This is a genomic window from Scrofimicrobium sp. R131 (assembly GCF_040256745.1).
In the GTDB taxonomy this organism is placed as follows: Bacteria; Actinomycetota; Actinomycetes; order Actinomycetales; family Actinomycetaceae; genus Scrofimicrobium; species Scrofimicrobium appendicitidis.
The window spans coordinates 623,174-645,598 of the sequence record NZ_CP138335.1 but is presented as its reverse complement, the minus strand read 5'-3'; the positions used below and the strand labels follow the sequence as shown (position 1 = coordinate 645,598).

Sequence of the window (22,425 nt, the reverse complement as noted above, 5' to 3'; positions counted from 1 at the left end):
CTCACCCCTCACTTCCTTTTCCCAGCAGGTTCAGATCGTCAGTCTCTTCGGTGTTTCGATCGGGAACGAACCCGATCCCAAAGAACACCACAACTACGGTCCGAGCCAGGATCTTCAGGTCAAGCCAGGTCGACCGTTTTTGGGCGTACTCAGTGTCAAGTTCTAGCCGCTTTGACCAGGGAACCGTGTTTCGACCTGACACTTGGGCCAGTCCGGTGACCCCGGGCAGGACTTTGAATCTCCCCCGCAGTGCAGGGGGAATATTCGCCGCCACTTCCGGCAGACACGCCCTTGGTCCAACGAAAGCCATTTCTCCCCGACTGATGTTAACCAGCTGGGGAAGCTCATCGAGACTGGACTTCCGTAGCCATTTGCCAGTCTTTGTCAGCCGACTTTTGGGCTTTCCTCCTGCCCCCAACTGCTGGTCGGCCCCGTTGACCATGGTTCGAAATTTGAGGATGGTGAACTCTCTTTCGCCTCGACCGACCCTGGTCTGGCGGAAAATCACCGGGGAGCCATCAACAATCCAGATGATGGCAGAGATGACCAGCAGGAGCGGACTGATCACCAGTAGACAGAGCGTTGCAACGACCTGTTGAAAATGTTGATTCACTGTCCCTCTTCTCGTTGTGCTGCGGCTGCGGCAGGTCGGTTGTTCCTAGTGCCCATCAGCCAAAGAACCGAAGTCAGTAAGGTGGAGACGGCAGTTCCCCACATCGCGCCCTCGACCCCGAAAAACACAGCGCCAATCAGCGTTCCACCCAGAATTACCGCGGTGTGTACCAGCCGTTTCACCAGGAGGATTCGGCCTGCATCATGTCCTCGCGCCCAGAACTGCAGCGTGGTGGACAGAGCGGTCCCCGCGACATAGACCCCGACGGGGATGGCATAGTTCGACAGCAAGGCCAAGGCAGAATGGGGCAAGAACCCGAGCCCATTGAAGAGCGCCAGGACCACTGCGGCGCCGGACCCAAGCACCAAACCTAAGATGGAGGCTTGCCCGCACAGTCTCATCAGCGTCCCAGAAGCTCCGACCACAATTCTCGACCTCAGCGGACTCAAAATCAGCCGGACCGGATATGCGACAGAGGTTGCACTCCGCAAGGCGGCCATGCCCACCGCGCCGACCGCCGCACCCACCAAATAGGGAGTGCCCACAGACGAGATATTCATCAGGGTGGCTTCAGTTGCCATCGCGGTGATGGTCCTGCGATTGTGGCGGAACCACGAGCCCGTCAATTTGAGACTGAACCTGGGGAGGGACCAGGTCACCAGCATGTAGATCAGAGTCAAGAACAGCCAGGTAGCGATCGCAGCTTCGGTGCCGTAGTGACCAGACTTAATCCACACCAGGATCAGTGGAACAGACAGTACCGCTGCGCAGAGATCAGCCATCCCGCTTCTAAGTGCGGGACCTACCGCAACTAGATAGTAGCGGGAACCGGCCCGGTACAGAGCCAAGCCCACCGCTAAGCCCGAGAGAGCGGAGAGCAGCCATCCCTGCTGAAGGACCAGCATCCCGGCGGTAGTGATCAAGATCGAGAAAATGACCGATGAGGTGAGAACGGAATAGTAGGTACTGGCTCGAGAGTACTCAGAGCGAGAGGTCCGAAAGATACGCGCCCAGACATCTGACAGCGAAGCAAAAAGATACGCAAGCAGCGCCCCGTACCACAGGTAGATCGCAGCATAAAGAGCATACTGAGGCACGTCGAGAGCAATCATGGGAATAAACTGCACAACCCCTACCACCGCGGCCTCTCCAATAACGACCACGGGCAAGCGAGTTTTGCTGGGTTGAGGAAGCTTATCCCCCATCTGGTAGCTCCGCCTCAACCAATGGCACGACTGTTGCCTCGACGTACTTGGCAGCAACTACTCCCGGCTCACACTGCAGCCAATCGGACTGCGGAGCCAAGCCCGCACACCAGGCGACAACGGCTGCTGGGAGGTGAGCTCCAGCCAGATGGGAAAGCGGGTACCCGCCGCCAAAGCGAGGGTTAATGTCGATCAACGATAGGTCACCGTTCGCATCTTGAATTACGTCAACATCGACACTTCCGCGGTGACCCAACACTCCCACGAGCTTGCGGGCCAAGTCGACAAACGGAGCGGGATCGACACTGACTGCTTTGTCGGTCTCACCGTTGCGCATCGCGATCTTCTTTCGGGCCAGTACTCCGGCAAAGTTCCCGTCCAGATCCGCAACGACGTCGAGGCCGTATTCCTGCCCTTCGATTCGGGGCTGGATGATCAGGCAGTCGAGGGCCTCGCTCAAGCTCCTCGGCTTCCCCCCGGTCGGACCGGTTACCTCGTCCACCGCCCGGCTGATGGCCGATGACAGTTCCTCGTTGGAGACAAAAGCCAACCCTCGAGAACCGCTTCCATACCGCCCCTTGGTCACCCAAGCTTCTCCGTTGAGCGTCTCAGCTGCCGATGCCAAGACGGTGGGAGGGTTCGTCAACCCAGCTGAAGTCAGCAGGTGACTCATGGCGAGTTTGTCCTCGGCCAGGGCTTGCGTTTGGCGAGAGAGCCGGATCAGCCGATTCAGCTCGTCGTCATCCTCACCAAGATTGGCCCAGGTGGACAGCTCGAAATCGTTGATGCTGAAGGCTACTGAGATCTCGCGCTGCCCAATGGTTTCCAGGAGCCAGGTCCGATATGCCGGATCCTCAACCGGGGGAGCCTGGAGGAATCCATCGGCGAAAGCTTTCGCCGGAGCGGTCAAATCCGCATCCGCCACGATTACTTCGCCACCAAGCTGGTTGAGCGTCAACGCCTCTTTGAACCATTTGACCAGGTAGGGGCGGCGGCCAGCCGAACACAGTAGGACGTTGATTCTCTTCATGTTCGGGCTCCCACTAGCGCTGGCGTGCAGCGAGGAATGACTGGATCTCAGCACACACCCGCTCAAACTGGTCATCGGTCAATACTGAGCCGGAAGGCAAGGATAGGCCCTGATCGAAAAGACGTTCCCCTTCTCCCGTAATGAAGGCTCGGCGGCTCGAGTGCACCGGCTGCAAATGCATCGGCTTCCACATTGGCCGAGCCTCAATGTTCTTGTCCGCCAGGGCAACGCGCAGCTCTTCGGGTGTGAACCCGGCCTTCGTCGGATCGATCAGAATCGTAGTAAGCCAGAAGTTGTCCCGGTTGGGTCCGCCGCTGGCTCCCGAGGGCTCGCCGAAGATCTCAACCCCTGGAACACCAGAGAACAGGTTCAAGTAGGCAAGGCGATGTTGGCGGCGCCGCTCGATCATGCCATCGAGGCGCGAGAGCTGGGCGCGCCCAAGCGCCGCCAGAAGATTGGACAGGCGGTAGTTATAGCCAATATCCACATGCTCGTAGTGCGGGACCGGTAGTCGGGCCTGCGTCGCCAGGTAGCGGACGTGGTCGGCCAACGACTTGTCGTCGGTCAGGAAGGCACCCCCACCAGAAGTGGTCATGATCTTGTTGCCGTTGAATGAAATGGCTGCGCCCACTCCGAAAGCTCCGGAGGGTTTGCCGGCCCGCGTGGCACCGAGCGATTCGGCTGCATCGGACAGGACACTGGCACCGTATTTGGCCGCGATCTCCTGAATGCGCTCGTGGTCGGCCACTTTCCCGAGCAGGTCTACCGGTACCACCGCCTTAACCGAACGGCCCTCCTGCTGCAGCGTAGCGAATGCCTCTTCCAGCAGATTGGGATCGATGTTGCCGGTCGAGTCAGCGTCGACCAGGATGGGCTCGGCCCCGGTGTAGACAATCGCATTGGTAGTGGCCGCAAACGTAAGGGATGAGGTCAGCACCGCATCCCCTGGTTGCACGCCCAGCGCCAGGAGTCCCAGGTGCAGGGCCGCCGTTCCCGACGAGAGCGCCACGGCGTAGTCCCGCTGTGAATAGTCCGCCAGCTCCCGTTCAAACGCATCAACTTCCGGCCCCAGAGGGGCAATCCACCCGGAGCGGATCGCACGGACCAGGGCGTCCTCCTCCAACTGTGTGACATCCGGAGATGAGAGATGAATTCTATCGTTCACTTGACGTCCTTATGCTCATTTTTCCAGGTTAGCCGACTCTGAACTTGGGACAATCACCAGGTCAGCTTTGTTGCAGAGGAGAGCCCCCTCGGTGTCCCTTGATCCTCGAGCCTCGTTTAATTGAACCAGCCGAGAACCGGGGGCAGAGGGCTCAAACCGTTTGGTTGACGTACTGATCAACCTGTCGCCTCTGCTCGGGCTCGAGCGCGACCATTTCGTGCCATTGATCGAGGCTGAGACCGTCACGGCACAGCGGTTCAACCACCGCGTGGGAGATCTTGGGGTGGAACGGACGATCCTCTTGTTCCAACTCTCCGTGCAACACTTCATCCAGCTTCTCACCCTCACGCAAGCCCGTGAAGACGATCTCGATATCCTTCCCGGAAAGAGCAATCATCTGCTCGGCAATGTCCAGGATCCGCACCGGCTCACCCATATCGAGGATAAGCACCTCGCCGACTCGGCCGATTCCGCCCGCCTGCAGCACCAACTGGCAAGCCTCAGGAATCGTCATGAAGTATCGAGTTACATCCGGGTGGGTAACAGTGAGCGGCTTTCCTTCTTCAATCAGCCGGTGGAACGTCGGCAGCATGGAGCCACGACTCCCAATCACGTTTCCGAACCGAACGGACAAGTAGCGGCCGCCATTCTTTTGACCCATCCAGGAGGTCAGCCGCTCCGCCAAGCGCTTTGACAGGCCCAGGATACTGGTCGGATCAGCCGCCTTGTCGGTAGACACATTGATGAACGTCTTGACCCCGGCCCGATCGGCCGCGCACAGGACGTTGTAGGTGCCAAGCACGTTGGTCTTCCAAGCTTCATCCGGATACTGCTCAAGCATCGGCAGGTGTTTGAGCGCAGCCGCGTGGAACACCACGTCGGGGCGCCGATTCAGGAACAGTTCTTCCAGCGCTTCCCGATCCCGGATATCCGCCAGAACTACCTCGTTAGAGTCCAGCAGCCCGTTGCCTCGAACCTTCAGCTGCGTCTGCTGCAGGCCCGTCTCGTCACGATCCAGCATGATCAGCTCGGACGGATTGTGCTTGGTGATCTCTGCGCAAAGCTGTGAGCCGATCGAGCCACCAGCACCGGTGACCAATACGCGCTTCCCGCTCAGATACTCGGCGATTTCTTCCACATTGGTGTCGACCACCGAGCGACCGAGGAGGTCTTCAATAGATAGGTCGCGCAGACGATTCTCACTCAGGCCATAGCGGAGCACCTGCTCCAGCGGAGGCATCATCATTACCTTCAGGCCCATTTGCTTGGCCTGTGCCTGAATGTCGCGCAAAAGCGTGGGGGAAGGCTGCGCCAAGGCGACAATCGCCTGCGTGGCGCCGGTTTCATGGGCCACTTTGGGCAGATCCTGAATGGTCCCCCGGACGGGTACGCCACACAGTCGAAGATGAGCCTTATCGGGATCGTCGTCCAGGAAAGCCACGGGCATGAGCTCTGCATTGGAGTCGGTTGTCAGCCGCCGCGCCAAGTGCTCGCCCACATAGCCGGCCCCGATCAGGATCACCGGCTTTCCCTGCTTGGCTCGAGTGAGGTGTTCGGAAGCGATCAGGCGACCCACGTATCGGCTAAAGAACATGAACAGCAGCGCAAATCCAGTAGCGATTGGGGCAATGGTCCGAGAAAGATGCAGATGATCGACAAAAAGGAAGGTGATGATCCACAGGGAGAGACCGGTCATCACTGCAGTCAGGGCCACCTCACGGACCGCCTCAAACGATCCCCAACGATGGCGCCCTCGGTAGAGATAGAAGACGTAGCCAAAGGCCAGTTGCAGAAGAACCGCCGCCACGAGAATCAGCCCGGCGGACTTCCATTCGGCCGCGCTCACGTGAACGTCGTAGCGGAGCGCCACGGCTAGCAGAGTGGCTATGCACCAGGCCAGAACGTCAAACCCACCATAGACCCAGTTCAAAGACTTCTTCATCACTGCTCTCTTTAGTCAACACCACGCACCAATGGGGAACTCGAGCAAGCTAAGGTTGATAGGTATCTGGCCTAGCCAACTCGAAGTTCTTTTCCATAGTACGCCCCAATGAATTAATGTCCAGACCTCATATGTCACATAATGCTACGTAGTCAGAAGAAAAACGATGACCATACTTGCATCCCAGCGCACGTTCAGGGATAATGCCAAGTCTGGGAAGGCGACATGAGCTGGACCTGCACAGATCGTCTCAAGTCCGCCAGTTTCCGCCATTTGCACCCTGAAGAGATCAGCACAACGTCCCCGGTGGGACCGATGTCCCTGTGCAAAACCTCATCGCATTCGGGTTGGGCCTCATGCAGAATCGACCAAATGATTTATTAATGAGTAGCTTGCATGGACCTCACCTGCACGGACATCATTCTGTTGCTACATATCGTCGATTTTTCAACAATCAATTGACTTAGTAGGTGCCTTGACCGCCACCAGGCCCAACTGTCCTTGTAGACTGGACTCATGCGCTCCGACGAAGTGGACTTTGAGTACGAACGCCGGTTTCTGGTCCGGCGGCTCCCAGCCGACCTTCTGGGCGATCAGCGCCCGAACGTCATCGTTCAAACGTACTTCCTGGCGGCCGGCGGATACGGACTGCGGATCCGGCTGCAGGCGACCGAGGCCCGGCGCCACCTTCCCCAGGATGCCTCCGGGAAAGAGCCGATCGAGCTGTTCGCCCAGGATTTCGATTTGTGCATGCTCACGGTCAAGGGCCCGGGCAATAGCGGGATTCGGTACGAGGCGGAGCGCGAACTAGACCTCAACGTTGGCATCGAGATGTCGCTGCTTGGCGGGATCACGCTATCCAAGCGCCGCTACGGTGTCTGGTTGGATGAAGACGGTTGGGTAATCGACCAGTTCAGCGGAGAGAACGCCCCGCTGATCATCGCCGAATGCGAACGCACCTCACCGGTGACAAACCTGATCGTGCCGGGCTTCTGCCTGGCAGAGGTAACCAACGACGCGCGGTTCTCGAACGACTCCCTAGTTAACCACCCGTACTCGGAATGGGCAGAGCAGTACCAGCGCGAGCTGGCCCAGCCGTAACCCGCACACTAGGGCACAATCGTCACCAGCGTTCCCAGCGGCAGCGCGTCGACCTCCGCCAGCGCCTCCGCGTCCAGCCGCAGGCACCCGTGCGAGACAGCCCCGTCCGCCACATCCTGGAAATGAGCTCCAATTAGGCCGCCATCCTGCCCGGCATAGGGCTCGTCCTGCTCGGTGGCGTGCAGTGATGTCAGCTGAATACGGTGGTCCACCTGCCCCTGATCGGGGTCAAAATACCGCGCCTGCAAATAGCCGGTGACATTGGTCGGCGTTGGGGTCTGGGCGGCTCCCACCCCAATCCTGAAACTGGCCTGCTCGCTGGACCTTTCAAAAATGGTCAGGGTCTGCTCCCCGACGGAAACCCGGATCCACGTGGTGATTGGCCGTGGTTCGGCCAGGTCCTCGCGGGCAATCCAAGCAGCCGTTTGGGCGGCGGCCGGAGTGGTGGCCGCGGCCGGGCGAGCCGACGGCAGCTCGCGCCGCGCGGGGGTCAGGACCGAAACGTAGCCGTCCTGCTCGGCTACTCCCACGACCACGCTCGGCTCCCCAAGGAAGTTCCGCGCCGGAAACCGCGCCACCGGACGGTTCCAATCCGGCCCGTACAGAGCGGCGTCGCGCACCAGCGTGTAGCCGGTCGCGGGCACGCTGGTGACCTGCGAGAACGGAAGCAGGCCCGGAATCACCGCCCCGTGGGTGGCAGCCGGCAGGCTGGAAATCTCCTCTCCCGTGAGAGCCCGCGGGGAGGGAACAGTTATACCCGTGTCCGACACAGGCATGTCCTCGACCCGGTTGGAAGGCGGCATCTGGGCGCAGCCGGCACTGGCTCCTACCAGCGTAGACACCGCCACCACCTGAACGAGGCGAAGCCCGGCGTCCAGGGAGTGGCGGGCATAGTATTTCAGTCGGCCTAACAACAACCGGTCCCTAGCCTGCGACCACCGGCAGCTTGGGGTGGGAGGGTTCGGGGGCCGGCGCCGGTTTTGGATCGGGCTGGCCCGGGCCGGCCACCACCTCGACCGAGTCAACGGTGATCCCCACGTTGGTCTGGCAGCTGAAGTCGCCGATGGTCCAGGAACCTCCGGTGGAGCTTTCGACGGTAACTCCGGAAATCTGGATCGAGTTGGGCAGCACGCTCAGGTCGTACGTTCCAACCTGAGCAAAGGTGTAGGAGGGAAAAGCCAACTGGAGCTGCATCCCGAACGCGTCCGCCGGATCCGGCACGGTGGTAAACGGCAGCGGGTAGGAGGGCACGGTCAAGACCTGTTCCTCACCACCCGGGGCTACTACCAGGGCGCTGACCGAGCCACTCCCAGAAAGCGAGTCGTACCCGTTACCTCTCACCGCCTCGGCCACTGCCGCCGGCAAAGCCAGATCAACGCTCACATCCAAGATCACCTCGTCACCCAAGTAGACGGCGTCCGGGATGGCAATGTTTGCGACTGCTCCGACCACAAATGGGTCCCCACCGTTGACATTGGGCTGCGTGCAGGTGACATCGAAGCTCTGGGTCAGGGTCTTTGCACTGGCCTGCGGCGCGGCAACCAACGTAGTCGCCAAGCCCAGGCTCACCAGAGTCAGTGGGGCGCCAATCAGAGCGGCGAGGTGGGATTTCTTTGGTTTGAGCATGGTCGTGTCTCGGTTCTCCCCTAAGGGCCTTCGGGTCCAGGTTCAGGCCGGGCCATTGAGGGGGTTGCAGGCTGAGTTGAGCCGGGCCAGCCGAGCTAGCCCGGGGCGGCCCGGATCACGGGCCCGGCCCAATGCTAGCCAGTGCCGCCGGCTGCTCTGACCTCCAGGGCAAAATTAAGTGGCTGGGACCAAAAACTCCAAGTCCCAGCCACTCAATTAGGTGTCAATCTACATCCGCTCGGGCGCGGCCACCCCCAGGAGACCCAGCCCGTTGCGCAGGACCACCGAGACCGCCTCGTTCAACTGGCGGCGTGCCACGTGTCCGGCATCCACCTCTTCGCCGGCGCGGGGGGTGACCCGGCACTGCCCGTACCAAGCGTGGTAGGTGGAGGCCAGGTTCTCCAGGTAGCGGGCGACCCGGTGCGGTTCACGCTCGGCCGCAGCCATCCCGACCACCGTCGGGAACTGCGCCAGCACCCCGAGCAGTTCCTTGTCGGCCGGATGATCCAGCGCCGAAGCATCGTAGTCCAGCTGGTCACGCACGCCGTGTTCGTCGGCATTGCGCACCACGGAGCGGGTCCGCGCGTAGGCGTACTGAACGTAGTAAACCGGATTGTCGTTGGACCGCTTGGTCAGCAGGTCCAGATCGATGTCCAGGTTGGAATCCATCGACGCCCGGACCAGCGAGTAGCGCGCCGCATCCACCCCAACCGCCTCAACCAGGTCGGTCAGGGTCACCACCGTGCCGGCACGCTTCGACATCCGGACCGGCTCGCCGTCCTTGACCAGGTTCACCATTTGGCCAATCAGAATTTGCAGGTTCTCACCCGGAACGTCACCGTAGGCGGCGCACATGGCCATCATCCGGCCAATGTAGCCGTGGTGGTCGGCACCCAGCAGCAGGACGGACACGTCGGCCCCGCGAGAGCGCTTGTCGAGGTAGTAGGCCACATCCCCGGAGAAATAGGCGGCCTCACCATTGGACTTGATCAGCACCCGATCCTTATCGTCCCCAAAGTCGGTGCTGCGAAGCCAGGTGGCGCCCTCCGCCTCGAAAATGACTCCACGTTCCCGGAGCCGAGCGATAGCGGCCTCGACCGCCCCCGACTCGTGCAGGGAATCCTCATGGAAATAGACGTCGAAGTCTGACCGGAACTCGTGCAGTTCCCGCTTGATCTCCGAGAACATCAGGTCAACGCCGCGGGAGCGGAACGCCTCCAGGGCCTGGTCATCAGGGAGCGTAGCCGGATCCGGCTCGCCGGCCGCCAGTGCCTCCGCCTGCACCCGGGCCGCAATGTCGGCAATGTACTGCCCGCCGTAGCCGTCCTCCGGCGCCTCCTGCCCGCGAGCCCGCGCGAGCAGAGACTTGGAGAAGCGGTCAATCTGGGAACCATGATCGTTGAAGTAGTACTCCCGAACCACCGAGGCACCGGAGGCACGCAGGAGCCGAGCCAGCGAGTCCCCCACTGCCGCCCAACGCGCCCCACCCAGGTGGATCGGACCGGTCGGGTTGGCGGAAACATATTCCAGGTTGATGGTCTTGCCAGCCTCGGCCTGGTTGGTACCGTATTCTTCACCGGCGGTGACAATGGCCCGCGCCAGCTCACCGGCCGACCCGGCCGACAGTCGCAAGTTGATGAATCCCGGTCCGGCCACCTCAACCTGGTCAATGGCTGGCTGCTCTGCCAGCTCATCCGCCAGGATTTCCGCCAGTTGTCGGGGTGCCAGCCCCGCCTTCTTCGCCAGTTGCATCGCCACGTTTGTGGCCCAGTCGCCGTGTTCGCGGCTGCGCGGGCGTTCCACCTTCACCGTGGTGGGAAGATCTTCCACCGGGATGCGCAGGGTCCCCTCCTGCGCAGCAGTGGCGATCACGGTGGCGATAATGTCTGAGAGTTCTTCTGGAGTCACTGTTCAAGAGTAGCGAGATAGGCCCCTTCGCTGCCAGACGAATAGTGCAAGACCGGTTACATCCCCGCTGCACAGGCCAGCAAACGCCCTGGTGGGCGCCTTTGTGGGGAAGCTATCCTGCCGACGGAAAGCGCACTATGCCTCACCCGGTGGGGCATAGGTCCTGATAATAGGAAGGACGATCTTGGCGGGACGGCTGGTTTTGTGCCTCGCCCAACGGGCGCAGGCTGCGTTATCGCCACTCTCGTCTCGAAGACTGCCCCGCCACCAGGCGGCCGGACCGAGCCGGCGGACCGATCTTGCTCCTATGCCGGGGAACTGAACGGGCTCCTGACCTGGTAGTTGTCAGCGTGCCCGCCGGGCGCCACGCTCACACTTGAGCGCAAGTTGGCCCTATTCCCTCAGGTGGGCGCATGGAACAAGTTGGTATGCCCCGGCAGGAACCTATCCGGATCCCACCGGCCGCGATCGGCCAAGATTCGGGAAACTCCCCTCGGTCACAAATGTGAGCCAGTCGACACGATAGAAACTTGTACCTATAGGTATGGATAGTTGTAGGTATAAGTGATTCTATGTGTTTGGGCACGAGCCCACACACAGTGACTGACACATGGAGGTGTCTTCCAATGAGAAACAAAGCTATGATCGGGCTGGCCGCAGCAGGCCTGCTCCTCGGCGGGTGCAGTACCGTTGGCGGTGGCAACGCGGGAGGCTCGGCAGACCCTGGCTCCCAGCAATCTTCCAGCGGTGATATCAAGGTCGCATTCGTTTCACAGGTTGAAGGAATTCCCTACTTCTCAGGCTTTGACGATGGGGCCTCCCAGCAGGCAGAGAAACTTGGGATCAAGTACGAACAGGCCGGGCCCGCCACTGCCGACGCTGCCGAGCAGCTTCGAATTGTTGACAGCCTGGTTCAGCAGGGATTCAATGCCATCGCGATCTCTCCGCTTGATCCCCAATCCATGAACTCCGCCATCGCATCTGCCCGCCAGAAGGGGATTTCGGTCATCACCTCGGACGCAGACGCACCGGACAGTGAGCGGCAACTGTTTGTCCAGCAGGCTACCGATGAAGGACTGGGCTCCACCGCCATGGACGAGATCGCCAACGCCACCGGCGGCAAGGGCCAATACGCGATTGTCTCCGGCGCTCCGGATACCGACACCTTCACCCGCTGGATTGAGGCAATTCAAGCACAGCAGGAAGAGAAGTACCCGGACATGGAGCTCGTCGGTGGAATCAGGTATACCACCACCACCGAGCAGGCTCTGGAGGAAACCCAGAACCTGATGACCGCGAACCCAGAGCTGGCCGGGGTGATTGCCATTCCGTCCACCGCAATTCCCGGGGTTGGCCAGGCCATCCGGAATGCAGGTAAGTCCGGGGAGATCGCGTTCACCGGCTTCGGTTCGCCCCAGACAGCGGCTCCTTTCCTGAAGGACGGAACGATGACTTCGACGGTTCTTTGGGACGTTCCCAAGTTGGGTGCGCTGACCGTGTGGGCGATGAACGAGCTGGCCAACGGCCGGGAAATCCAGGAAAGCAACACCGTAGAAGGTTTCGACCAGCCCATTATCTTCGATAAAGAGACTGCGACTTTGCTGCTTGGCGACCCGATGGTCTTCACCAAGGAAAACGTCGATGAGTACAACTACTGAGTCAACCCCGCGATTGTCACTTCGTGGAATAACGAAGCGATTTGGCGCCACGGTTGCCCTGAATGACGTCTCGTTCGACGTGCTGCCAGGTCAACGCCTGGCAGTACTCGGCGAGAACGGAGCTGGGAAATCCACCTTGATGAAGATCCTGGTGGGTGCTTACAGCCCGGATGAAGGCAAAATCGAGCTGGAAGGCACGCCCTACTCCCCGGCTTCTCCCGCTGCTTCCATGGCAGCGGGTGTGAGCATCGTCTATCAGGAACCGTCATTTTTCCCCCACCTCACCGTGCTGGAGAACTTCTACGTGGGCCGGGAGAACACGGACAAGTTGGGGAACCTGACCTGGGAGGCCATGCGCAAGCATGCGGCCGAGGCCCTGGTTGACCTGGACCTGGACCCGCGGCTCCTTTCGAGAACGATGGGAACCCTCAGTCTGGCCGAGCAGCAAATGGTCCTGATTGCCCGTGCAGTAGACGTCAAATGTGAAGTGCTGATCCTGGACGAGCCGACTTCGATTCTGACCGCCAGCGAGGTGGACCGGCTTTTCGCCACCATTGATCGTCTGGCTACGCGAGGAGTCTCAATCCTGTACATCACACACAGGTTTGACGAGATCCCGCGAGTGGCCGATCGAGTCGTGGTGTTGCGCGATGGAGTCCTAGCCGGCGATATTCCCGCCGGCGAGGCAACGCACGACACCATCGTCAAGATGATGTCGGGTCGGACGGTTCAAAACGTCACACGCAGGCAGAGCCGGGTGGAGCGGGAGACGCTCCTGCAGATCAAAGGACTCTCACGGAAAGGAGAGTTCGAGTCCATCGACCTTGAGCTGGAGGCGGGAGAGATCCTGGGGCTCTACGGACTGGTGGGCGCCGGGCGGACCGAGTTGGCACTTTGCATCTTCGGCGACACTCAGCCCGAGTCTGGAGAGATGCTCCTGAGGAACGAAACCTACCGGCCCAAGTCACCCCGCCAAGCCATGTCTAAGGGTGTGGCTTACCTTCCGGAAGACCGGAAAACCCAGGGCAACTTCCGGTACATGAGTACCGGCCAGAACATCGAGAGTGCTTCGCTGGACAGTTTCAGCAACGTGTTCGGCAAACTCAACTTGTCCGGCCTGAAGAAACTGGGCCAGGACTGGTTGGACCGGCTGCGGATCAAAGCCCCAAATCTGAAATTCCCGGTCACGGGCCTATCGGGTGGCCATCAACAGAAAGCACTGCTGGCGCGGTGGCTAGCGACAGACCCCCAGCTCCTGCTGCTTGACGAGCCGACCCGGGGAATCGATGTCGGCACCAAGGCTGAGATTCACTCGGAGATCTTGAGGCTGGCCGATCAGGGAATTGGCGTCGTGATCATCTCGAGTGAGCTTCCCGAGCTCTTCGCAGTAGCCGACCGGGTCGTGATCCTTCGTGAGGGAAAGATTGCCGCCTCACTGGAGGGTGAAGCAATCACCGAAGATGCGGTGCTGCGAGCAACGCTGGGAATCGATGAAATGGGAGGAGTGAGATGAGCACTGCAACTGCCATTGCGCCTCAACAGGATTCATCTCTGAGGACTATCAGGCTGATCCGAGCCGGACTCATGCCCGTGCTGCTGATTGCGGCACTGGTGGTGTTCAGCCTGCTCAGCTCTCAGTTTCTGAACCCAAGCAATCTCAAAGACATTATTGTCAATAGCGGTGATCTGGCGATGCTCGCCGCGGGGATGACCATTGTCATTTTGCTCGGCGGCATCGACATTTCGGCCGGACCCATGCTGGGGGTAATAGCCTGGGTGATCGCCACCATGATGGCAGCGGGAACCTCTCCCCTGCTGGTGGTGGCATCAGCCCTGATCGCCGGAGTAACCCTCGGCTTGCTGAACGGGTCCATCGTGGTATTTGGCCGGGTGGCTCCAATCATCGCAACTCTGGGTACTTCAGCCATCTTTCAAAGTGTCCTGTTCGTTCTTTGGGCCAAAAAGGATCGGTTCTCCAGTCCCGTACTGCCCATTTTCTCGGGGCAGACACTGGGAGGGTTCCCCATCCTGATCATCCCAATTCTGCTGGTCTTCATCGCACTGGCCTACGTGTTGAAGCGTCGCCGGTTTGGCCTGCACATCTACGCGGTCGGGAATGATCCCGAAGGGGCGCGACTCCTTGGAGTCTCTGCCAACAAGGTCACCATGATGGCCTACGCGCTGATGGGCGCCCTCACCGGCCTCGGGTCTTTGTTCTATATCGGCCGCGTGGGCGTAGTTCAGGCCGCTAGCGGTGCCGACATGTCCATCGCCGCGATTGCAGCGGTGGTGGTCGGGGGGACCTCAATTCTCGGCGGGCAGGGCGGGATCATCCGGACTCTCGGAGGCCTCCTCTTCATCGCAGTTTTGCAAAACGGTGTCGTGTTGGCCGGGGTCCCATCCCTCTGGACCGGCGCAATCGTCGGAATTGCGGTCGCGCTCGCCGTTTCGGTGGACGTCGTGACCGGAAGAATCATCGACAAACGGACAGGAGTGGCCAAATGAAACAGCTTCAGTTGCTCGGGGACCGAAGGATCCTGCTAGCAGTCTTGGTCCTGGTAACAGCAGCGGTAATGAGTTTCCTTTCCCCCTATTTTCTCCACGTGGACAATCTGCTTTCGATGACTCAATACGGTGCAGTCATCGGCCTCTTGGCCCTGGGCCAGGCGTTTGTCATCCTCGGAGGTGGGGGCGGAATCGACCTTTCAGTCGGTGCCATGTTGTCATTCTCCGGAGTGTTCATGGGACTGCTGGTCGAGGGAACTGGCCTGAACCCGTGGATCGCCGGAATAGTGACGCTCGCATTTGGTGCCCTACTCGGTTTGGTCAACGGCCTCTTGATTGCGAAGGTGGGGTTGCTCCCCCTCATCGCCACTCTGGCCACCATGTTCCTCTACGGCTCATTGGCCAACGTGGTTACCGGCGGAAAGCAGTTCGGCGGGTTTGACGTGGCCGGGTTCAGCTCTTTGGGGCAGTCAGCTGTCCTGGGGATCCCGGTCCAGGTCCTGTTCGTCACGCTTCCCGCATTCCTAATCGCAATCTGGGCCATGCCTCGGACCAGGTTTGGTCAGCGGCTCTACGAGATTGGTTCCTCTGACCGCGCAGCATCACTGGTTGGCGTTTCGCTGGCCCGCCAGCGGGTCCGCCTGTACGTGATCTCGGGCATGTTGGCCGCTCTCGGAGCCATCATCACCAACTCTTGGCTCCTCACGGCCCGGCCCTCCGCAGGCACCGGCCTGGAACTGCAAGCAATTACGATTGCCGTCCTGGGTGGCCTAGATATTTTCGGCGGCCGGGGACACCTTTCCGGGGTGCTTCTGGGCCTGCTGCTGGTGATTGTGGTGAACAACGGGCTCCAGTTGGCCGGGGTCGGAAACTCGATCCAAGTTGGCATCCTGGGTGCCATCTTGATCCTGAGCGTGCTCCTCAACAACCTGGTGACTCGACAAAGGGCGTCGGTGTGACTGGGGAAAAGTTCGACCTCATAACTGTGGGTGACGCTAGCGTCGACACCTACGTGGCCGTGCCTTTCATCGCAGGTCCGGACCAGAAGGCAATTGGGTCCTGGCTGGGTGTGTTTGGCGGCGGGATGGCGGCGAACTTTGCCGCCGCCGCTGCCAATGCTGGGGCCAGAACCTCATGCCTAACTGTCTGCGGCAGCGATCCTGCCGGGCAGACTCTGGTGAAAGAACTGTCAGCCCACGGAGTAGACACGTCCGGGGTTGTCACGGTTGAGGGCAGCATTACCTTTCAGTGTTTTGTCCAACTTGACCCCTCCGGCGAGAAGGCCCTGTTTGGGGCAGCTCCTGGAAAAAAGGTGCCCGACCTCAGCGACCTGGATCCGGCCCTGTTTCAGCGTGGGACCTACGTGTATGTCCTGGCTGACGACATCGACTGGGCCCTCGAAGTGGCTGAGCTGGCCCGCACCCAAGGGGCAAAGGTGATTGTCGACCTGGAGCGGACCGCTATCGGCGCCAATCTCGAGGTGGCCTTGAACTTGGCCAGTCTCAGCACCATCGTCTTCACGAATGTGGGGGCGTTTGCCGAGTTGGGCCTGACCAACACTGAACAGATCGCTCAGCAGTTCACCGACTGTGCGTGCGAACTGCTGGTGATCACCAACGGGCGCCACGGAAGTAGCGTCCATTTCCAGGGGCGGACGGTAACTGCCACCGGACTGCAGGTACCAGTCCTTGACACCACGGGTGCCGGCGACGCCCACAACGGCGCTTTTGCCGGTCGCCTCCTTCAGGGAGACGACATTGAAACTGCACTCCGCTGGGCCACGGGAATGGGTGCACTCTGCGCCATGAACCTGGGCCCAAGAGGATACCTGGGGCAGTTGCGCACAGATCTTCCCACCCTGATCAATCAGGTGGAGATCCACCACGAAGACATGAACAGCCGTCTTCAAGACGACGAGTAGAGAAGGTAGAGACCAAATGACTAAAAACCTCCAAGAAAAGATTCACGGCTCCTTGGCGGCTGCGTGCATCGCGGATGCGCTGGGCGCGCCCACCGAGGAACGCTCAATCCCAGAAATCGAGCAACTGTGGTCGAAGCGCATCGATCAGTTCTATGCCCCACCTGCCGATTCACCCTATGCGCTGGGACGCGAAGCCGCCCAGTTCACCGATGACTCCAGCCAGATGCTGATGCTGGCCGAAGTCTTCATTGACGGCAACGGTCAGGCCAGCCCGGAAGCTGTCGCCGAAATGATCATTCAGTGGTCGGGGAAGCCTCAGTACTATCCCCACTTCGCCGGCCCCACCACCCGGCGCGCGATTGACCGCCTCAAGGCGGGAGAGGATCCCTGGACCGTGGGCAAGGCTGGCCGGATCATGACGGAAGGCAGTAGTAACGGTGGCGCCATGCGGGTGGCTCCGGCGGGGCTGGTCAACCCGGGCAACGTGGAAGCGGCCGCGAAAGCAGCTTTCCTCACCTGCGTTCCCAGCCACAACACAAATGCGGGCGTAGCTGGTGCGGCTGCGATTGCCGCCGCAATTGCGGTGGCAATGGTGGACGGTTCGACCATTGTCGATGTTGTCCAGGCTGCAAAACTGGGAGCTCGCATCGGAGATGAACTCGGATCCACTCAGGGCCGAATTGTCCCAGCTCCAGGCATTGAACAGAGAATTGATATGGCGGTCAGAGTTGCCATCAGTGCGAATAGTTTCGACGATGCGGTCAAATCTATTGCCTCCCAGATTGGAACTGGACTCCCGGCAGCCGAGGCCGTCCCGGCAGCTATCGGGTTCTTCGTCGCCGCTGGCGGAGATCCGTGGATTGCAGCGTCAATGAGCGCGTCCGCGGGCGGCGACTCCGACACCGTAGGGTGCATGGCCGGGGCCATTGCCGGCGCATATGCAGGTATCAGAGGGATTCCGAAAGACAAATATGCCCAGGTTGTTGAGGCAAATGATCTGGACCTGGACGACCTGTCTCTAAGGCTCTCTCAGGTTGTCAACATGCGATAATGTAGGCTTATGTCCAACGAGGTGCCACGCTACAGCCAAATCGTCAACGTTTTGACTGCAGAAATTAAGGGCGGCAAGTATCCGCTGGGAGCAAAGATCCCTAGTGAGACTGTCCTTATGCGTCGGTTTAGCTGCAGTCGAAACACGGTTCGAGCTGCGATAGCGCGCCTCAACGAGGTTGGCCTGATCAACACCCGGAGAGGATCGGGGTCTTACGTCACCAAGCAGGCCGGCATCATCCATTCCCTCAGTTCCCTGCGAAGCATCTCGCAGGTGATCAGGGATCTAGGTTTTGAACCGGGGATGAAGCTGGTGAATCTGCAGGAAGATCCCAATCCTCGACCGGACATTCAGGCCTTCCTCGGGACCGGTCACATCTGGTGGCTCCGACGGGTTACCACCGCGTCCGGCACCCCGTTCTCGATCAACGACAGTTGGTTCCAAGGCGAAGTAGCGGAAAAGATGGACATCCAGGCACTGGTCCGGGGCGGCTCCCTCTATGCCCATATCGGCCGGGTCGTCGGACGGGAAGTCACGGAAGCTACTGACTACATCGGGGCTGAACTGGCCAATGACATTGAAGCCAACCTACTTCAGATCGGTGCCGGACAGCCGCTGCTTGCCATCCAACGCTATGCCTACGACAGTGCGCATCGTCCGGTGGAGGTTGCCCGCTCTGCCGCTAGAGCCGACATGTATCGCTACTACGTCAAACTGACTAAGCCCTAGACGCCGTCCAGATAGGCGGTAGCCCGCGCAACGCTGCCGCTTGGCTGGCCCGGACTCAGGCGTCCGCTTCCACCCAGCTAGATCACGTGCCCCTCGCGCCAATACCCCATGAATGAGACCTGGCGCCGATCAACCTGGCGCTCCTTGACCAACCGGCGCCGCAACTCCTTGATCACCCCGGCCTCCCCCGCCAACCAGGCGTAGAACGACTCCACCTCAGAGGCCGTTTCCCACAGCACTTCCCGGTTGATGTCGATGGGCGCCAGATGGGTGTCGTCACTTCGGCGCAGCTCCGACAGGTTCTGATCGCACCAGCGGTCCACCGCCCGAATCAGCTCGCACCCACGCTCCTGGCCGCGCAGGACCAGCTCTACTCGATGTCCGCATGCCTGCAGGTCCAGCGCGTCAGCCACGGTCGGCAGCTCTATCAGCGCCGAAACCTGGACGTCGCGCGGGCTTTGACGCAGGATTGAGCGGACGGCGGGCAGTGCGGTCTCGTCTGCGACCAGGAGGATTCTGCGGGCCGAACCGGGCTGATAATCCACCCCCATCGGCCCATGTTCAGAGTAGGAGTCGGGCCCGGCCAGGATGATTTCGTCTCCGGGCTGTGCCCGCTCGGCAAAACTCGATCCGGGGCCGCCCCCCTCGTGAATCACAAAGTCAATCGTCACAGTCCGGGCAACCGGATCCGCCTCGGCCACCGTGTAGGTCCGGATCGGGAAACGGTCACAGTGGTCCAACTCCCGCCAGCGGTGGTGCCAGCTGAAAGACTCGGGCGCCCAGTCGTCGTCCTGCCCAAGTTCGGGCAGTGCTTCGCCGGGTGCGGGCAAAACCAGCTTGACCCGCTGGTCAAAGCCGTCGGTGGAGAACCGGTCCAGCAGGTCCCCGGTGAAGGTGAGCCGCCGGAACGAGGCGGAAAGCTGCTCGTTTGCGATGACTTGGGCGCGGTAGGGACGAAACGGCGGGTAAACCCGTGTCTTCTCCGCCACCAAATTCACCATTGTGTCGCCGCCTTCTTCACTCATCCGGTATTCTCATTAGGTAACACTAACCTAACGTAAATCGCAAGCTCCGGCTAGCGCGGATCAGGAGGCGACCGATGCGGCCGACCACAGCCGGGGTCTTGCCCGGGCGTGCGCCCAGGTCCACGCGTTCCCTCCGACCCGTCTGGGCCCTGCTCCTGCCAAGCCTGCTTCTGCTCGCCCTGATTGCCCTCAGCCTGTTTGTCGGCTCGGGTCACTTTTCCCCGGACGAGGTGGTGGGCGCCCTGCTGGGACGGCCCGACGTGCCCCCGTCCACCCTGGTGATCATTCGGGATTATCGGGTGGCCCGGACCGTGGCCGCCCTGCTGGTGGGCTCGGCCCTGGGGGTGGCCGGTGTCCTGATGCAGAGCACCGCCCGCAACCCGCTGGCCGACCCGGGCCTGCTCGGGGTCAACGCCGGCGCTTACCTCGCCATTGTTCTCGGGGCCCTGACCATGGGGATCAGCCTGGGCCCCAGTCACGTTTTGCTCGCCCTGGTCGGGGCCGCCCTGGCGACCGTGATCGTTCACGGAATTGGGAGCCGGGGCCCTCTCGGTGGAACCCCGGCGAAACTGGTGCTGACCGGCGTCGCCCTGACGGCCGTCCTCACCGGCGTGGGTTCGGCCATCTCACTGCTCAATCCGTCTATTTTCGACAAGGTGCGCTCCTGGAACTCCGGGTCGTTGCAGAACACCACCTGGGAGGGCGTGGCCGCCGTGGCTCCGTTCATCCTGGTTGGGCTGGCGCTGGCTGCATTCCTGCCGGGTGCGCTGAACACTTTGCTCCTGGGCGAGGATTCCGCCCGCGCCCTCGGCACCCACGTGCCCGCCACCCGCGGACTGTCCGCCGTCGCCACCACTCTGCTGTGCGGCGCGGCCACTGCCGCCGCCGGACCGGTTTCCTTTGTTGGTCTCCTGGTTCCGCACGCACTTCGGACCGTGGTTGGCCCCGACGTTCGGTGGCTGCTTCCCGGCGCGGTCCTCTCCGGCCCAATCCTGGTCCTGGCCGCCGACCTGGTGGGGCGGGTCCTGATTCCGTGCGAACTCCCCATGGGCGTGGTCACCGCTTTCCTGGGGGCCCCGGTGCTGGTCGCACTGGTGCGCACTCGCCGTCCGCGCATGTCGGAGGTGAGCGGATGAACCGGCGCCCACGGGTGATTGCCCTGGTCCTCACCGCCCTGCTGGTGCTCGCGTTCTTCGGAGCCCTGCTGGTGGGCTCAGCGGGGTTAACGCTGCCCGAGGTGATGCGCACGCTGACCGGTCACGGTGACCCGGCCCTGAATCAGGTTGTCCTCGACTGGCGCCTTCCCCGCGCCCTCTTCGCTCTGCTCGGGGGCATGGCCCTGGCCCTGTCCGGCGCCATCTTCCAGTTCATTACCCGCAACCCGCTCGGCTCCCCCGACATCATTGGGTTCAGCGCGGGAGCCTACACGGGCGCCCTCCTCGTCTCCGCCCTCGGCGTGAGCGCCCTCTGGGGTCGGCCGGTCGGAGCCCTCCTGGGTGGGCTGTTGGCGGGCGCGGCCGTCTACTTCCTGGCCTGGGAACAGGGACTGTCCGGCTTCAGAATCATCATTGTCGGCATCGCTGTCAGCGTGTTCCTCTCCGCTTTGAACACCTACCTGCTGCTCACCCTGCAGCGGGAACAGGCCCTGATTGTGGCCGGCTGGGGGCTCGGATCCCTGGCCAACATTTCCTGGCGGCACGTGGTGGTACTCGGCATTGCCCTGCTGATCACGCTGCCGCTCCTTTTTTACTTGCGGGCTGACCTGAGGCTGCTGGACCTGGGGGACGACACGGCCGCCGGCCTGGGCGTGCGCGTCTCCCGCTTGCGCGCAGTGCTGCTCGGGCTCGGGATCATCCTGGTTGCAGCCGTGACCGCTGCCGCAGGGCCGATTGCGTTCGTGGCATTGGCCGCGCCACAACTGGCCAAACGACTGGCCTCCGCCCCCGCTATCCCCCTCTATATGACCGCGGTCGTGGGGGCCCTGCTGCTGGTCACCTCGGACATCGCGGCCCGCCTGCTCATTCCGGGCGGCCAACTTCCCGCCGGGGTGATTACCCTATCGGTGGGCGGCCTCTACCTGCTGTGGCTGCTGGCCCAGGCGGGCTTGCCCACCGGGGCGGCCCGAACGGAAAGGAGTTTGACATGAGCGCCTCTCGACTTGGGGCTCGGGACCTCGCCACCGGTTACGGTGCGCGCGAAGTCATCTCCCACCTGGACTTTGCAGTGCCGGACGGCTCCTTCACCATCATCATTGGGCCCAACGCGTGCGGCAAGTCAACCTTGCTTCGGGCGCTGGCTCACCTCCTACCAGCCCGAGGCGGCCAGGTCCTCCTCGACGGGCGCGACGTGGCTCGGTTGCCGGCCAAAGAGCTGGCTCGCCAGGTTGGGATCCTCCCCCAGTCCCCACTGGCTCCGGAGGGCATCACCGTGCGCCGGCTCGTTTCTTTTGGGCGCCATCCCTACCGGGGTTTGCTTGGGGGCTGGAGCGGGCAGGATCAGGCCGCGGTGGACGAGGCGTTGGCCCGGACCCACCTGACAGAACTGTCCGACCGCCTCGTCGACGAGCTCTCCGGCGGGCAGCGGCAACGGGTGTGGATTGCCCTTGCCCTGGCGCAGGAGACCGACCTGCTGCTGCTGGACGAACCCACCACCTACCTGGATTTGGCCCACCAGATCGACATTTTGGACCTGTGCGCCCAACTGAACCAGGCCGGAAGGACTCTGGTCGCGGTGCTGCACGACCTGAACCAGGCGGTCCGCTACGCGACCCACCTGGTGGCCATGCGGGACGGAAAGATTGTGGCCGAGGGTCGACCCGAAGAGATAGTGAACCAGGACCTGATTCGCGACGTGTTCGGGTTGGACACCACCATTATTCCCGACCCGGAAACCGGCCGACCGCTGGTAATACCCTGCGCCCCACCGGCGCAACAACTAAGGAGATGA

At 61.5% G+C, this 22,425-nt stretch carries 20 protein-coding genes; 11 read left to right on the top strand and 9 right to left on the bottom strand.

Features of this window, described 5'->3' with window-relative positions; genetic code table 11:
• Position 1: 1 nt before the first annotated feature.
• The 5 genes from SAC06_RS03035 to SAC06_RS03015 form a co-directional block, all read right to left on the bottom strand.
• Positions 2–613, bottom strand: coding sequence for a sugar transferase (locus SAC06_RS03035; RefSeq protein ID WP_350258743.1), 612 nt, complete (start codon positions 611–613; stop codon positions 2–4).
• Positions 610–1,818, bottom strand: a complete 1,209-nt coding sequence (locus SAC06_RS03030) for a hypothetical protein (RefSeq protein ID WP_350258742.1) — start codon at positions 1,816–1,818, stop codon at positions 610–612. The genes SAC06_RS03035 and SAC06_RS03030 overlap by 4 nt, the downstream gene beginning before the upstream one ends.
• Positions 1,808–2,848 carry an ATP-grasp domain-containing protein gene (locus tag SAC06_RS03025; protein WP_350258741.1) on the bottom strand — a complete coding sequence of 347 codons (1,041 nt, stop codon included), beginning with the start codon at positions 2,846–2,848 and terminating at the stop codon, positions 1,808–1,810. The genes SAC06_RS03030 and SAC06_RS03025 overlap by 11 nt, the downstream gene beginning before the upstream one ends.
• A gap of 13 nt (positions 2,849–2,861) precedes the next feature.
• Complete coding sequence (locus SAC06_RS03020) at positions 2,862–4,013, bottom strand: DegT/DnrJ/EryC1/StrS family aminotransferase (protein WP_350258740.1); 1,152 nt, start codon at positions 4,011–4,013, stop codon at positions 2,862–2,864.
• A 151-nt stretch (positions 4,014–4,164) separates the two neighbouring features.
• Positions 4,165–5,955, bottom strand: coding sequence for a nucleoside-diphosphate sugar epimerase/dehydratase (locus tag SAC06_RS03015; protein ID WP_350258739.1), 1,791 nt, complete (start codon positions 5,953–5,955; stop codon positions 4,165–4,167).
• Between the two features lie 516 nt (positions 5,956–6,471).
• Between SAC06_RS03015 and SAC06_RS03010 the strand changes: the two genes are divergently transcribed.
• Positions 6,472–7,056 (top strand): adenylate cyclase, encoded by a 585-nt coding sequence (locus tag SAC06_RS03010; protein WP_350258738.1) that lies wholly within the window; start codon positions 6,472–6,474, stop codon positions 7,054–7,056.
• Between the two features lie 8 nt (positions 7,057–7,064).
• Here the strand turns inward: SAC06_RS03010 and SAC06_RS03005 are convergent, their stop codons facing one another.
• The 3 genes from SAC06_RS03005 to argS all read right to left on the bottom strand — a co-directional run bounded on the left by SAC06_RS03005 (position 7,065) and on the right by argS (position 10,590).
• Positions 7,065–7,898, bottom strand: coding sequence for a L,D-transpeptidase (locus SAC06_RS03005; protein ID WP_350258737.1), 834 nt, complete (start codon positions 7,896–7,898; stop codon positions 7,065–7,067).
• A gap of 82 nt (positions 7,899–7,980) precedes the next feature.
• Complete coding sequence (locus tag SAC06_RS03000; RefSeq protein WP_350258736.1) at positions 7,981–8,682, bottom strand: DUF6801 domain-containing protein; 702 nt, start codon at positions 8,680–8,682, stop codon at positions 7,981–7,983.
• Between the two features lie 228 nt (positions 8,683–8,910).
• A complete protein-coding gene (gene argS / locus SAC06_RS02995) occupies positions 8,911–10,590 on the bottom strand; it encodes an arginine--tRNA ligase (protein ID WP_350258735.1) in 1,680 nt (559 codons plus the stop codon).
• 626 nt (positions 10,591–11,216) lie between these two features.
• Between argS and SAC06_RS02990 the strand changes: the two genes are divergently transcribed.
• The 7 genes from SAC06_RS02990 to SAC06_RS02960 all read left to right on the top strand — a co-directional run bounded on the left by SAC06_RS02990 (position 11,217) and on the right by SAC06_RS02960 (position 18,454).
• Positions 11,217–12,248 carry an autoinducer 2 ABC transporter substrate-binding protein gene (locus SAC06_RS02990; RefSeq protein WP_350258734.1) on the top strand — a complete coding sequence of 344 codons (1,032 nt, stop codon included), beginning with the start codon at positions 11,217–11,219 and terminating at the stop codon, positions 12,246–12,248.
• Complete coding sequence (locus tag SAC06_RS02985; RefSeq protein ID WP_350258733.1) at positions 12,232–13,761, top strand: sugar ABC transporter ATP-binding protein; 1,530 nt, start codon at positions 12,232–12,234, stop codon at positions 13,759–13,761. Before SAC06_RS02990 ends, SAC06_RS02985 begins: the two co-directional genes overlap by 17 nt.
• The gene (locus SAC06_RS02980; protein ID WP_350258732.1) at positions 13,758–14,753 is read left to right on the top strand and encodes an ABC transporter permease; all 996 of its coding nucleotides are present in this window, start codon (positions 13,758–13,760) and stop codon (positions 14,751–14,753) included. Before SAC06_RS02985 ends, SAC06_RS02980 begins: the two co-directional genes overlap by 4 nt.
• A 116-nt stretch (positions 14,754–14,869) precedes the next feature.
• Positions 14,870–15,712, top strand: a complete 843-nt coding sequence (locus SAC06_RS02975; protein WP_350258731.1) for an ABC transporter permease — start codon at positions 14,870–14,872, stop codon at positions 15,710–15,712.
• A gap of 26 nt (positions 15,713–15,738) precedes the next feature.
• Entirely contained in the window at positions 15,739–16,674 is a 936-nt protein-coding gene (locus tag SAC06_RS02970; protein ID WP_350258730.1) for a carbohydrate kinase family protein, read from the top strand.
• Between the two features lie 16 nt (positions 16,675–16,690).
• A complete protein-coding gene (locus SAC06_RS02965) occupies positions 16,691–17,725 on the top strand; it encodes an ADP-ribosylglycohydrolase family protein (RefSeq protein ID WP_350258729.1) in 1,035 nt (344 codons plus the stop codon).
• Between the two features lie 9 nt (positions 17,726–17,734).
• Positions 17,735–18,454, top strand: coding sequence for a GntR family transcriptional regulator (locus SAC06_RS02960; protein ID WP_350258728.1), 720 nt, complete (start codon positions 17,735–17,737; stop codon positions 18,452–18,454).
• A 77-nt stretch (positions 18,455–18,531) separates the two neighbouring features.
• Here the strand turns inward: SAC06_RS02960 and SAC06_RS02955 are convergent, their stop codons facing one another.
• Positions 18,532–19,479, bottom strand: coding sequence for a siderophore-interacting protein (locus SAC06_RS02955; RefSeq protein ID WP_350258727.1), 948 nt, complete (start codon positions 19,477–19,479; stop codon positions 18,532–18,534).
• 74 nt (positions 19,480–19,553) lie between these two features.
• Between SAC06_RS02955 and SAC06_RS02950 the strand changes: the two genes are divergently transcribed.
• Genes SAC06_RS02950 through SAC06_RS02940 form a run of 3 tightly spaced genes read left to right on the top strand, consistent with a single transcriptional unit; the run spans position 19,554 to position 22,425 of the window.
• Positions 19,554–20,615 (top strand): FecCD family ABC transporter permease, encoded by a 1,062-nt coding sequence (locus SAC06_RS02950; RefSeq protein WP_350258726.1) that lies wholly within the window; start codon positions 19,554–19,556, stop codon positions 20,613–20,615.
• Complete coding sequence (locus SAC06_RS02945) at positions 20,612–21,625, top strand: FecCD family ABC transporter permease (protein ID WP_350258725.1); 1,014 nt, start codon at positions 20,612–20,614, stop codon at positions 21,623–21,625. The genes SAC06_RS02950 and SAC06_RS02945 overlap by 4 nt, the downstream gene beginning before the upstream one ends.
• Positions 21,622–22,425: an ABC transporter ATP-binding protein gene (locus SAC06_RS02940; RefSeq protein ID WP_350258724.1), complete on the top strand. Its 804-nt coding sequence runs from the start codon at positions 21,622–21,624 to the stop codon at positions 22,423–22,425. The genes SAC06_RS02945 and SAC06_RS02940 overlap by 4 nt, the downstream gene beginning before the upstream one ends.